We start from the raw sequence: 13,772 nt of genomic DNA, 5'->3' as shown, positions 1-13,772 counted from the left end.
AGAGAAATTTCCTTTCAAAAAGGTATGCATAGCTCTTTTCATTCTATTATTGTTGTTTTCAATAATAACATTTTTTGCCTATGACAGCAACAATTCAAGCGATTATGACACTTCAGTTCTAGAGGACAGTGCAGACAATATATCTCTTGATAAATACAGCTACAACATGAATCCTCACGAAGATTGGGACAATGAGCCTTATAACCTGTCAATAGATAGGAATGCATATCTAAGCGGAGAAGGTAAAGTTCAGCTAATTGACTCAAACCATTCATACAACATCGAATCCGATGGATTCAACATCACAGAATACGAAACCTATTACGTGAGTGTGGATGATGATGACTGGTATGTGCTGGACATTTTCAAATGCGAGTTTGAAACTCCGTCCCAAAGGCAAGTCTATTCAACAGATATGGATAATGGAGATCCTATTCTAATTTATGGTGGAAAGGGTGAATATACTGGCTATGGAATAATAATTCCAAATTCAAGCGATAATGTAACTTATAAAAATATTGGCTTTTTAGAGAGTATTTTCCATTATAAGGACGAATAATGGTTGTTTTATATTTTATATTTTTTTATTCCTAATTCTTTTTTTTCTAAATATTTCATAGATTTAATTTTAATTTTGCATGTTTATTTTTCAACTATCGATATGAAATTATTCTCAAAATCGATATGAAAATATTTATATATCAGTACAAAATAAAATATAATTACAAATCAAAAAACATTAAATCGTATCTAAAATAGGTTAAGTAAAAATGAAATTTATTATCATTCGATAATGAAACTTTTTTCATAAAGAAATTATTTATTTTTGCTATTGTTATTGATTTAATGTGTGATTGTGTTTAATTATTATTAAAAAGGAGAGTAAATATGAATAGAAAAGCTTTGATTATTGCTGTTTTAGCATTAATAGCTGTTATTAGTGTAGGTTCATGTTCTGCTGGCTGGTTTGATTTCATCACTGGTGAACCTGACTTAGATGGACAAACTGTTAATTTAGCTGCAGCAGCTAGTTTAAAAAATGTATATGATAATGAATTGATCCCTATGTTTGAAGAAAAGTATCCTGGTGTAAAAGTAGTGCCAACTTACGCTTCAAGCGGTGACTTGCAAACTCAAATTGAAAACGGTTTAGAGGCAGATGTATTCATGTCTGCTGCTAACAAACAAATGGACGCTTTAGCTGATGAAGGTTTAATAGACAATGATACCAACCTCCAATTCTTGGAAAACAAAATCGTATTGATTGTACCTGCTGATTCCGATTCCAACATCACTTCATTTGAAGATTTGGCAAATGTGGATGGAACCATTGCTATCGGAGACCCAGAATCTGTACCTGCAGGTCAATACGCTAAAGAAATCTTAACCAACCTAGGTCTTTGGGACAAACTTGAATCCAAATTCTCTTTAGGTACTGACGTAACTGCAGTATTAAACCAAGTAGGTCAAGGATCTGCAGAAGCTGGTATTGTATACGCTACTGATGCTAAATCCACTGATGACGTAAAAGTTATCTGTGAAGCTCCTGATGATGCTTTAGACACTCCATGTATCTATCCTGTAGCTCAATTAAAAGATTCTAAAAACTCTGAAGCTGCAAGTGCATTTATGGACTTCTTGCAAACCCAAGAAGCTAAAGACAAATTCGTAGAATACGGATTTACTCTTCACGAATAAATTCAGTATCCATTATTCATGTGAATAAGAAAAATATTAAAAATTTTAATATTCTATTATTCATGTGAATAATCACTTTTTTTTTAAAATTTTTAGTTAATATTAAATTATTCATTAAAATATTTATGCAATTATTATGCAAATATTAATAAGAATTAAAAAGAAATATATTATCTATCATATCGATGAATAATTTAATATTAATTAAGGAGAATATTACATGACAGATTGGTCCCCAATTTTCATCTCAATGAAAACCGCAAGCGTATCAATTTTCATAACCTTTTTCTTAGGTTTGATTGTTGCTTGGGGTCTTTTTAAGATGAAAAATGATACCGGAAAAATTGTATTGGACGGCATATTCACATTGCCTCTTGTATTGCCCCCTACTGTAGTGGGTTTCTTTTTATTATGGATTTTTGGTGTCAGAGGACCTATAGGTAGCTTTTTTATAGATTTCTTTGCTTATAAAATAGCATTCTCATGGCCTGCTACTGTAATTGCAGCAGTAGTGATGTCTTTTCCTTTGATGTACCGTTCTGCTCGAGGAGCATTTGAGCAAATCGATTCCAACCTATTGGATGCAGGCCGTACATTGGGAATGTCTGAGTGGAAGATCTTCTGGAAAGTTGCATTTGCAAACGCATTGCCTGGAATACTCAGTGGTGGAATTCTTGCATATGCACGCGGTTTAGGTGAGTTCGGTGCTACAGCTATGCTTGCAGGAAACATTGCAGGACAAACCAGAACACTCCCTATGGCAGTTTATTCAGAAGTGGCTGCAGGTAATATGGGAGAGGCATTTGGCTATGTAATATTCATTGTTTTCATCGCATTCATTGTGATATTCATTATGGATTATGTCACTTTGCGTAAGGAAAAGCAATGGAGATATAATTAAATAAACGAAATCTAAATTAAAATTATTATTTATCAATTCTATTTTTTTATCAAGAGGAAGGATTATGAGCAATAAGATGTTAAAGGTAAATATCCAAAAGGAACTTAAGGAATTTGACTTGGATGTTGATTTTGAATTGAAAAGCAAGCGTTTAGGTATTCTCGGTCCTTCCGGTTGCGGTAAAAGTATGACATTGAAATCCATTGCAGGTATTGTCAATCCTGATTCCGGATTTATTAGCTTAAATGATACCGTTTATTTTGATTCAAGCAATAAGACTAATTTAAAGCCTCAAAAAAGAAATGTGGGCTACCTGTTCCAGAATTATGCACTGTTTCCTAACATGAGCGTAGAGGAAAATATTGCAATTGGATTAGGGAAGGATTGTGACAAGAATCACTTATCTGAAATCATTAAGCGTTTTCATTTGAACGGTCTTGAAAAGAGATATCCTCGTCAATTGTCTGGGGGTCAGCAGCAAAGGGTTGCATTGGCTCGTATAATGGCCTATGGCCCTGATGTCATATTGTTGGATGAGCCATTCAGTGCTATGGACACTTTCCTTAAGGAACAATTGCGTCTGGAGCTTGTAAATTCCCTTGAGGATTTCGATGGATTTTCCATTATGGTTACTCATAACCGTGACGAGGCATTCCAGTTTTGTGATGAGCTAATAGTCTTGGATAAGGGTAAGATCATTGCAAAAGGAGAAACCTATCAAATATTTGAAAATCCTGGAAAGGTTCAGGTTGCAAGGCTTACAGGATGTAAGAACATCTCTAGAATTGAAATAATTGATGATTATCATGTAAGGTCATTGGATTGGGGACTTGAACTTGAAGTATCTAAAAAGATCTCACCTAATATCTCACACATTGGAATAAGGGCTCACGATTTCTCTTCCGCTAATGTGGATGACTTGAATGCATTTGATACATTAGGTTCAACAAAGATAGAAATGCCTTTTGAATGGGAGATAACCTTGGCAAATGGGTTATGGTGGAAATATGACAAGCAGATTCATCAGCATGAGTTTGATGTTCCTGATTATCTTAAAGTAGATCCTAAAAACATTATTTTACTCGAAGAATAATTATTTTTCTTCTCATTTTTTAAATTATATTTTATCTTATTTTTTTATTTTTAGCTTTTTTTCAACATCTTCATAATGGGTATTGTCAATTATTTCTTCAATTTTTTCATAAATTCATTTCTTTTTGTCTTAATCTTTTTAAACTATTAAAAATATAATTTAAAATATACTGTTTATATAAAAAACTTATAATGAAAATTGGGAATTTTATCAATGATAGTTTTAAGCAAAAAGAAAAAGACTTGGGAAATGTACCCTATTGGAAGTCCTAAAGGAGCTCTCAATACAAAGCGTAAGCCAGAATTCATTGGCGTATTGAAGTTTAAGGAAAATGATGAGGATGGCACCATTTCCATAAACCGTTTTGTAATAAAGGATGAAAAGGAAGACAAGCTCTATCCTCCTTCCAAAGCAATCAATATATTACGTTCTCAAGCTGTTTTCTTGGCAGAGAAGGATGAGAAGCTGGAAGCTTTCCTAAAGCAGAACAACATCAAGGTCAGATTCACAAACATCTGTCAGCATTGCAGTTTTGAAGGGGAAGTCACCATAATCAATTCAGACTTTTCCTATACCTATCATGACCAATTGATATGCAAGACCTGTGCTGAAAATACAATAAAAAGGGAGCTTCAGCTTAGGGGATATGACAAGAAGGTATTCAGGAACTTCAAGAGAGTGCTTGAAAAGACAGGCAGTCTTGATGATGTTTTGGAAATGCTTTCACCAAGATTTGACCCATTGGCTCACACAGACTTGACACTCTTTGATAGAGTTAAGGTTCATGACGATAAGATTCCTAAAATAGCCATGAAAAGGCTAAAGATACCTGAAGAGTTCAAGCAAGTCATATTAAAGGAGAAAAACGATTATCTTCTACCAGTTCAATATTTGGCAATTAGAGAAGGATTATTGAAAGGTGAAAACCTATTGGTTGTCTCAGCAACCGGTAGTGGAAAGACATTGGTTGGAGAGCTTGCAGGTATTCCAAAGGCATTGAACGGCAAGAAATTCTTATTTTTAACTCCACTTGTAGCGCTTGCAAACCAGAAGTATAGGGATTTCAAAAAGAGATATGAACCTTTAGGTTTAAAGGTAGCTATTAAAGTGGGAATGAACCGTATCAAGGCAAAAGGAGAGTTAAAGTTACCTAATTCTAATATTCAGGATGCAGATATTGTTGTCGGTACCTATGAAGGAATAGACTTTATGCTAAGGGCTGGCGATTCAGATGCATTGAATGACTTAGGGCTTGTTTTAATAGATGAGATCCATACCATTTCAGATGAGGAAAGGGGATTAAGGTTAAATGGATTGATAAAAAGGATTGAGCATATCTTCCCTAAGACTCAAGTGATTGGATTGTCCGCTACAATTAAGAATCCTCAGGATTTGGCAAATGACTTCAATATGAAACTGGTCCAGTACAAGGAGCGTCCTGTTCCTCTTGAAAGGCACATTGTCTTTGTAAGGGGAGATGTACAAAGAAGGATAATCATGAGAAAACTGGTCCAAAGGGAGTATTTCAGCACATCCTCTAAAGGATTCAAGGGCCAAACATTGATATTTACAAACTCAAGAAGAAAGACCCATAAGATAGCTAATTTCCTATCTGGAAAGGGAATCAACGCTTCAGCTTATCATGCAGGATTGTCTTATTTCAAGAAGGAAAAGATTGAAAAGGACTTTTCCAAAGGTAAGATTGCAGCAGTGGTTACAACTGCAGCCCTTGCAGCAGGTGTGGATTTCCCAGCATCACAGGTTATCTTTGAATCATTGCTTATGGGTAACAAATGGATCACTCCTAATGAGTTTTCACAGATGTTAGGTAGGGCAGGTAGGCCAACATACCATGACAGAGGTGTAATCTATCTCGTTCCAGAGATTGGAAGTGAGTTTGACAATGAAAGTGAAGAGGCAGTTGCACTTGACCTACTTGAAAGTGATGTCGAGGATATTTTCGTTGATTATACAGAGGATGGATCACTTGAACAGATACTTGCCGATATATCATCAAAGTCCTTAAGGAAAGTGAATGATGTCGAGGAATTCTATCAAAATATTCCAGTTCCAATGGATATAATGACAGCACTTGATGAACTTGAAGATAAGGATGCTGTAAATATACATGCAGACGATACAATTGACACAACTCGCTTCGGTAGAGCAGTTGCAATGTCATTTTTATCTGTTGATGATGGGGTTATCATCAAGGATTCAATCAATGATCCGAAATACTTAAGTTATTATTACAATAAGCCATTCTTTAAGACCAATCTTAAAGAGTTAAGGTTATTATCTGAAAAGATTGATGAAAGTAATGAGAATGCCTTAAAGAAAAACAAGAAAATTAAGAATAAGTCTAAGTCAAAAGACAGTTCTAAGAAGGATAAAAAAGATAAGAAAGAGACTAAAGACAGTTCTAAAAAGGATAAAAAGGATAAAGAGGATAATAAAGAGACTAAAGACAGTTCTAAAAAGGATAAAAAGGATAAAAAAGACAATAAGAAGAAAAACAAGTCTAAAAAAGATAAAAAGAACAAGAATAAGTCTCAAAAATCTAAGGAAAATAAAAATAAGGAAAAATCCATTAAAGTTAAGGAAGATAAACCTAAAGAGCCTAAAGAAAACAAAAGCTCTGGAATTAAGTTCATTGTTGAAGAGGATGTGGATGAAAAGCCAGTTCCTAAAAAGGAGACTAAAAATGAATCCAAAACCAGCAAGTATATTGATAATATTGCTGATTATTTCAATGGATTGAATCAGTCTAAGGATTATAAGTCTTCTGATGATGATTCTAATATTGAGAATAAGAAGAATGATTACAAATCCTCTAAAAAGGATAATAAGTCAGATGTAATTTATAATAAGAAGACTTCAAATAAGTCTAAAAACAAGAAAAAGAATAAAAACAATAATTCTGCAGCAGTCAAGCAGATCAAATTCAAGGAAAACATATTCTCAGACATACATGAAAAGATGACAAAGAATGAAGTCAATGCCAATGACCTATTGAAAGTGCAGTCAATAGCTCTTGATTTGGAATTGTTTGAAAACGCTTATCTTGCTCCTGTTGTTCATAAGCAAATCATTAGTGCCTTGAAGATGAACTTCTCAACAAGATTGTTTGCTGAATCTACATTGGATATCATATCTTCTGGAGAGGCAATTTCAAAGATTGACAAGAAATTCCAGGATGCATTGCTTAAGATTCAAATTGATTTCTTAAGATGTGACTGCAATGAAAGGCCATTCTGCGAATGCTTGCAAAGAGGAATTTCATATTACATAATCAATCAAAGGTTGAATGGAAAGGATCCAATAGACATTTCAAATGCTCTTTTAAAGGAATATCAAATCCAAACATACCCAGGAGACATATTCTCATGGCTTGATGCATATGTAAGGAATCTTGATGCAATAAGAAGAATTGCTAAGGCATTTGGCAAAAAAGAGATAGTTCAAGTATCAGAAAAATTGATGAAAATAGTGGAATCTGGCAAATAAGTAAAATTTGTTTTTTAAGGATTTAAAAATTGAATAAAAATAAGTTAAAAAAAAGAAAAAAGAGAATTGGTTAATTAAAGATTTTTCTCTAATTTCCGCTGTTTATAAAGAATCTTATAAGTCTTGCTAAGATGTCTGGATTGTCATCAGAGCTTGAGCTTGAGTAATAGCTTGAACTGGAACCTGAACCATCTGAATTGAAGAGCTTGTTCATTCCCTTATTTATCAATTCAGACAAGTCACTGCCATCATCATTATAATTGTCACTATTGTCATTGGAATCGAAAAATGAGAACAATCCGCCTCCATTTTCTGAACTGTCTAAATAACCGTTATTGTTTTTGTCCTCATCGTAATCGCTGGCTACTATCCAATCTGAAAGACCGCCAGTCATAGAATAAACTGCACTGCTTGCAACAAAAGCAATCAAAGCTACAACGATATAAACTAAGAATTTTGCTTTTTTATCTTCCATGATCTTCACCTCGATGATTTTAATTAGTTATAAAGAATCGTTACTTTCTTCTTTTAAGTAATATCAAAATAAATATTATATCAATTAAACATATAAATGTTTATGTTTATAATATAAAATACTTATTATGAATTTAATCTAAAAATGCTGAATTGATATTATGAAAACAATAGCTAAACCTTTCCAAACATCTATAGATATCAAGAAATCTCAATTCATTTGCAGACTTTTCCCTGCGCAGAATGAAAAGGAAGCAAAGGAGATCATAAATGAGATATCTGAGAAATACAAAGATGCTACACATAACTGTACAGCTTATGTAGTTAGCGATGGAGAGGGTTTTGATGATGACGGTGAACCTGGCGGAACTGCAGGAAGACCTATGCTCAATGTGTTAAAGAAAAATGAGATGGAGAATATTGTAGCTATTGTAACAAGGTATTTCGGTGGAATCAAGCTTGGTGCAGGAGGTTTGGTTCGTGCTTACTCAAAATCAGTTCTTGAAACACTTTCAATTGCAGAGATTGTTGATATGGAACTCTATGAGATATTCAAGTTCAGTTTTGAATATCAGCATATTAAAGCTATTGACAATGAGATAAGGGCTAAGAATCTGGCTGTTGTAGAAAAGCAGTATGAAGCGAATGTAATCTATTTTGTAGCTTCCAACAATGAGGATATGATTAAAAACATTCAGGAAAAATTAGCTGATGAAGTTAAAATAGAACATTTAGGAAGCAGATTTTTGGAAAAGATCGATTAATTTTTTCTTTTTTTAAAATTTTTTAATATTGATTTAATTTAATAATTTTCACTCTTTTTATATTTTTTCAATTTTAAAACAATATTTTTACAAAATAACTATTTTTAATCGTTTATATTAAAAAATAAGTATAAATAATAGGAATTACATATTTTTATGCCTAAACGTAAACTCTTTAAGTCCAGGAGGTGATATTATGTATTCTTATAGTATTGCCATGAGTTGGAAAGGGATTTGTCTCTTTGATGAAAACTCACACTTGGTAAAACATATATTAAAAGGAGGGGCCATTATATCTGTCCAATCTAAGATTTGGATGGCACTGGTTGTATATCTCATTTACTTGGGATGTATGACCTTTATCATCATAATGGTAATGCTTAAACTGTTATGATGCCATAATGTTCTCCTTTAAATTGTAGGAAAAAACAATATTGCAAACTTTTGTTTTTTAACAACCAAACCCTGTTGTTTTTGAGTTTCGTTTTCTTTGCAATGTCACTTCCTACAATTTTAAATCATTAAAAAGTTTTAAATATTATTTAGTTCATAACAATTATTAGTGTTTAAAAAGTTTTTTTTGAACTTTTTATTCCAAACTTTTAATATATGTTTTTTTCAATATCTATAGGGTGTATTGCAGGATTTATCTTGCAATATAGATATTGAGGGATGATTGAATCTTAATCCATTATTATGGATTAGATTCTTAATTCATTCTATTTAATTACTATTTTTGCTGATTTTAAAGAATTAATTTTTTAGCTATTTTTATAAAAAAAAGAAAATAAAAAGAGTAATTTTTCAAATAATTATTAAAAAAAGAAAAGATAGAAAATAATTTAAAATAAATTATAATCTATGTTTGGTTTCATCCCAGTCTTCGTTTGTAGCTTTTAATTTAGTGAATACTGCAGTTAAACCAAGAAGGATAACTGTAAGAATTCCAAATACGATCAATTGGTCAGCGGAACCATCGTTTATCACATCAATCACTCCACCAATCCATACGACGGTAATGAATAAAGGCAATATGTATTTAACTATCACTGTCCACCATTTGCCTAATTTAATGGTTCTACTACGTTCATTTAAAACTGGAATGATGCTTTCGCATTTGAATATCCATGCAAATACAATACATTCAAGTATTACACCAAAGAGAATAGCTATTTGGTTAATGTAAGCATCCACATATCCTAAAAGTGTTCCACCGTAAGCGGTTGCATACATCATAGATAATGCTGCTCCGATTAAACAGAGAACTGTCATGGTCTTTTTCCTGGACCAAGTGAACTTGTTTTGAATACTGAATGACAATGGCTCGATTGTAGATAGAATGCTTGTAAGCCCTGCAAGGTAAACGGTAATGAAGAACAATGGTCCGATTATGTATGCATATTGTCCCAATACATTCAATACAGTTGGATATGCTACAAATACCAATCCGGTTCCTTGAGTTACAAGGTCTGCCACAGCTGTTCCGCTTTGAAGTGACATGTATCCAAGAATTGAGAAAACACCTAATGCACAGAAGTTCTCAAATGCACAGTTTGCAAATGCAATGGATAATGTGTTTGTAATCAAGTCTCCTTCCTCTCCTGTATAGCTAGCATAGGTGAATGCTATGCTCATTCCCAAACTCAATGAGAAGATTATCTGTCCAAATGCAGCCATCCAAATGTTGAAGTCAAGGAGCAAGCTCCAATTTGGTGAAAACAGTTCATTCAATCCAATCATTGCACCAGGCAAGGTCAATGAGAATGCCACTATGACAATCATAATCACAAAGAGCAATGGCACCAATATCCTACTTACCCTTCCAAGTCCCTCTTCAAGGTCCTTATGGGAAATGAACCATACAATAGCCCAGCTTATAAGCATTGCAATAGCTATTATAGGAATGAAGCTTGCGAGTCCAGTAGCTGACTCGCTTGATTGGAGCAATGTTGCAGCAAAGAAAGTGTTTGGATCTGCTCCCCATCCTTTGAAGAAACTCAATATCACATAGATTCCATCCCATCCAAGTATGCAGGAATAGTAAATCATGATTATGAATACTGAAACCGGCAACAGCCATCCTAAAAATTCATAATTGGCATGTATTTTACGAATAGCCTTTGGAAAGGATGATTTGAAATTGTATCCAACACCATATTCCAAGATTAAAAATGGAACTCCCATCAACAGTATAGCAACGATATACGGGATATAGAATGCCCCTCCACCATTGCTGTATAATACATACGGATATCTCCATATGTTTCCAAGTCCTACAGCAGAACCTACCATTGCAAGTACAAATGACAGATTACTGCCCCATTCGTTTTTATCACTCATAAAAAATCACAAAATAATTTAATAAAAAAATTAATTAATAAAATAGAATTTCTAATCTTTCAAATCAATCATTTTTACTTATTTAAAGATTATTTCTAAATTAATTTAATATTACTATTTGTATTCCAAAATATAAAAACTATACTATGTTAACATTGCATTTTTTTAAATCTATTTATTAAATTTTAGTAAAATATTATTAAAATAAAGTACATAAATAATCATAAGATTTTTCATTAATGAAATTAAAATATTATAAAATTTTAAGGTGCTGGTTTTGAAAATTAAAAAAAGATATTTCCTAAAGAAAAAGAAAGTGAAAGCCATTAAGGAAGAACTTGGAGATTACGGGTCCTTCATCAACAACAAGGACACCCTTGAATTGTTGGAAGCAGAGGATTACGACTTCATTTTAGTCAACGGAGAGCCTTACATCATTATGATTAACAGCAAGCCATACCCTACACTTAAGGCAGCATTGAATATCGAATTGGACAGCAAGGTTGTTGTAGTGGATATGGGTGCTGTAAGGTTTGTAACAAAAGGTGCAGATGTAATGAGCCCAGGAATTGTTGATGCAGATGAATCCATTGTGGAAGATGATGTGGTAATTATCGTTGAGGAAACCCACAATAAGCCTTTGGCAATGGGAATCGCATTGATAACTGGTCCTGAAATGGTTGAGAATTCAGAAGGAAAGGCTATCAAGTCACTCCATTACGTTGGAGATGCAATCTGGAATCTTGAAGTGTAAAACCTAAATTTGGCTATTTGGATTTAATTTTAGCTATTTTATTTTATTTAAGTGATAATATGGTGGAACTAAGAGTAAACGCTGGAAATGTTAGGAATCCTAATGTTCATAAGATTGGAATAATCGCACTTGGATCACATCTTGAAAATCATGGTCCTGCACTTCCTATTGATACAGATGCTAAAATAGCTTCCTACATTGCATTTCACGCTGCATTGGAAAGTGGAGCTAAGTTCTTGGGAGTCATTTATCCTGCTCATGAGATAAAGGAAATCAATCATGGAATACATGTTTCCTTAGACGATTTGGCAGATGAAATTGTTAATGTATTGAAATCAGCAAAGAAGCATTTGGGAATCAGCAGTGTAGTCATTGTAAATGGGCATGGAGGCAATTTGCCTATTGTTACTAAATTGTATGACATTGAAGAGCAAACAGGTCTTCTCATTACTCTAAACAGCAAGATAATTGAATCTGAAGGACCTCATGGAGGTTCTGGCGAATTGTCCATGGCAAAGGTTTTAGGCATCATCAATGAGGATGAAGTCAAGAACCAGACCGATTTGAGCCAATATGGTGAAGTTGGTCTATACATGTTCTCTCAGGCGAGGAAAAATGATCCAAACATTGAAGAAGGTGCAATGGACATTGAAGAAAACGGCGTTTATGTTGATGAAGTTTATGGAAATGAGCTCTTGAAGCTAGCTGTTAACTCCGTATTGCTTGATGTTGAAAAGCAATTGGATTCACACTATGGATACTGATTTATGAGGATGGTAATATGGTTGAGGAAATTATTTTCAAGCCGATTGGATACATAAAGTCTCCATATGAGGATGTAAGGAATATGCCTAAATCCACAAGGGAATCAGGTGATGTGGAGGCAGAAATGATCATCAATGAAGAGTATCTTGAAAGCATGTCCAGCATGGAAGTCGGTGAAGAGTATATGGTTCTCTTTTATTTCCATAAGTCAGAAGGATTCAAGCAAAGGGTTCCGTTTATGGGAAACGGTCCAATTAAGGGATTGTTTTCAACCCATGCTCCTAATAGGCCAAATCCTATTGGAGTCTCTACAATAAAGATAACTGAAATTGATGGAAATGTCATCAAGTTCACTGGAGTTGACATGCTTAATGGCACTCCGGTGCTTGACATAAAAGATATTTTATAATCATTTCTTACTTATTTTTTTTAATTTTCATTATTCTTTTTTCCAAAATAATAGCTTTAATTTATTTTCATATGGAAATATTGATTAAAATTCCTTATTTTTCCCTTTTAAGTGCAAAACATTTATATATTATTTAAAATATATATTGTTATAGTATTAATTTGGTTTAACTATATTATTATTGATTATTTTCAAATCTTATTGGAATTTAATAATTTTTAATAATTTTTAAGATAATTTTGGTTTTTTAATTTTATAGTTGATCTTATTAATTTATTAAATTTTTAGAAAAATTCTAATAATAGAGATTTTGTGTCAAAAACATATTGTCTTCTATTTTTTCTAAAAAATTCCTTAACTACTGGTATAATATCTTGAAATAAATATTATAGCTTAATATTTGTTTTAAAAGAGGCTTAATTTCCTTATTTAGAATAGGAAAAATAGTTAAGTTTATATATTATACAAACATATTTAATATAGTATAGGTGATAATCATGAGCGGACAACAAAATGTTCAAAGACCACTTGACGCATTAGGAAAAGCAGTAAATTCTCCAGTTTTGATTAAACTCAAAGGAGAAAGAGAATTCAGAGGCATTTTAAAAAGTTTTGACTTACACATGAACTTAGTTCTTAACGATGCTGAAGAATTGGAAAAAGGAGAAATAATGAGAAGATTAGGTACTGTTCTCATTAGAGGAGACAATATTGTATACATTTCTCCATAGAAACTTAGTTTCTTATTTTTTCTATAAGTTTTTCTTTGTTCTACTCAATAAAGATTATTGAATTAATTATTTTATTAGTTAAATTAGTTTGTTTTATAAATTAATTTTACTAATTATCTATTTTATGTTCTTATTTCAAATAAGACTGTTTTATAGACTATTTATGAATTCTATGGAATTCGATAAAATTTATGATTATTGATGTTATTAATTTAGGAGGAGATAGAAGTGAAAGGAACTCCATCAATGGGTAAAAAGAATAAAAAGACCCATATTAGATGTAGAAGATGTGGTAAAAACTCATACCACGTACGTAAGAAAGTTTGTGCTTCTTGT

Annotated in this window: 13 protein-coding genes and 1 pseudogene; 12 read left to right on the top strand and 2 right to left on the bottom strand. The window is 32.7% G+C overall.

The annotated features are described in order from the left end of the window. The 5 genes from IJI80_RS02890 to IJI80_RS02870 all read left to right on the top strand — a co-directional run. Positions 1–559 (top strand): hypothetical protein (locus IJI80_RS02890; RefSeq protein WP_292787493.1); only part of this gene is annotated, 559 nt, incomplete at its 5' end. A 329-nt stretch (positions 560–888) separates the two neighbouring features. Continuing rightward, the gene (modA, locus tag IJI80_RS02885; protein WP_292787492.1) at positions 889–1,698 is read left to right on the top strand and encodes a molybdate ABC transporter substrate-binding protein; all 810 of its coding nucleotides are present in this window, start codon (positions 889–891) and stop codon (positions 1,696–1,698) included. A gap of 220 nt (positions 1,699–1,918) precedes the next feature. Continuing rightward, on the top strand, positions 1,919–2,599 hold the full coding sequence (modB, locus tag IJI80_RS02880) for a molybdate ABC transporter permease subunit (RefSeq protein ID WP_292787491.1): 681 nt from the start codon (positions 1,919–1,921) through the stop codon (positions 2,597–2,599). Positions 2,600–2,663: 64 nt separating this feature from the next. Continuing rightward, positions 2,664–3,692 carry an ATP-binding cassette domain-containing protein gene (locus tag IJI80_RS02875; protein ID WP_292787490.1) on the top strand — a complete coding sequence of 343 codons (1,029 nt, stop codon included), beginning with the start codon at positions 2,664–2,666 and terminating at the stop codon, positions 3,690–3,692. A 213-nt stretch (positions 3,693–3,905) separates the two neighbouring features. Further along, complete coding sequence (locus IJI80_RS02870; protein WP_292787489.1) at positions 3,906–7,199, top strand: DUF5814 domain-containing protein; 3,294 nt, start codon at positions 3,906–3,908, stop codon at positions 7,197–7,199. 88 nt (positions 7,200–7,287) lie between these two features. Here the strand turns inward: IJI80_RS02870 and IJI80_RS02865 are convergent, their stop codons facing one another. Further along, positions 7,288–7,674 (bottom strand): hypothetical protein, encoded by a 387-nt coding sequence (locus IJI80_RS02865; protein ID WP_292787488.1) that lies wholly within the window; start codon positions 7,672–7,674, stop codon positions 7,288–7,290. Between the two features lie 160 nt (positions 7,675–7,834). On the opposite strand from IJI80_RS02865, the gene IJI80_RS02860 reads away from it, so the two are divergent. Beyond that, entirely contained in the window at positions 7,835–8,437 is a 603-nt protein-coding gene (locus IJI80_RS02860) for a YigZ family protein (protein ID WP_292787487.1), read from the top strand. Between the two features lie 196 nt (positions 8,438–8,633). Then, positions 8,634–8,831 (top strand): hypothetical protein, encoded by a 198-nt coding sequence (locus IJI80_RS02855; RefSeq protein ID WP_292787486.1) that lies wholly within the window; start codon positions 8,634–8,636, stop codon positions 8,829–8,831. Positions 8,832–9,289: 458 nt separating this feature from the next. Here the strand turns inward: IJI80_RS02855 and IJI80_RS02850 are convergent, their stop codons facing one another. Continuing rightward, a complete protein-coding gene (locus tag IJI80_RS02850; protein WP_292787485.1) occupies positions 9,290–10,777 on the bottom strand; it encodes a sodium-dependent transporter in 1,488 nt (495 codons plus the stop codon). Positions 10,778–11,048: 271 nt separating this feature from the next. Here IJI80_RS02850 and IJI80_RS02845 point away from each other — a divergent pair, with 271 nt between their 5' ends. The 5 genes and pseudogenes from IJI80_RS02845 to rpl37e form a co-directional block, all read left to right on the top strand. Then, a complete protein-coding gene (locus tag IJI80_RS02845; RefSeq protein ID WP_292787494.1) occupies positions 11,049–11,531 on the top strand; it encodes an RNA-binding protein in 483 nt (160 codons plus the stop codon). 59 nt (positions 11,532–11,590) lie between these two features. Then, a complete protein-coding gene (arfB, locus tag IJI80_RS02840; RefSeq protein WP_292787484.1) occupies positions 11,591–12,295 on the top strand; it encodes a 2-amino-5-formylamino-6-ribosylaminopyrimidin-4(3H)-one 5'-monophosphate deformylase in 705 nt (234 codons plus the stop codon). Between the two features lie 17 nt (positions 12,296–12,312). Continuing rightward, the gene (gene tsaA / locus IJI80_RS02835; protein WP_292787482.1) at positions 12,313–12,705 is read left to right on the top strand and encodes a tRNA (N6-threonylcarbamoyladenosine(37)-N6)-methyltransferase TrmO; all 393 of its coding nucleotides are present in this window, start codon (positions 12,313–12,315) and stop codon (positions 12,703–12,705) included. A 497-nt stretch (positions 12,706–13,202) separates the two neighbouring features. Beyond that, positions 13,203–13,436: an LSm family protein gene (locus IJI80_RS02830; RefSeq protein WP_067146527.1), complete on the top strand. Its 234-nt coding sequence runs from the start codon at positions 13,203–13,205 to the stop codon at positions 13,434–13,436. A gap of 228 nt (positions 13,437–13,664) precedes the next feature. After that, positions 13,665–13,772: pseudogene (gene rpl37e, locus IJI80_RS02825) on the top strand (50S ribosomal protein L37e); the annotation flags it as partial.

It is taken from the genome of Methanobrevibacter sp. (assembly GCF_017432245.1).
Lineage (GTDB): Archaea > Methanobacteriota > Methanobacteria > Methanobacteriales > Methanobacteriaceae > Methanobrevibacter.
This window is presented reverse-complemented; position numbering and strand designations above follow the sequence as displayed.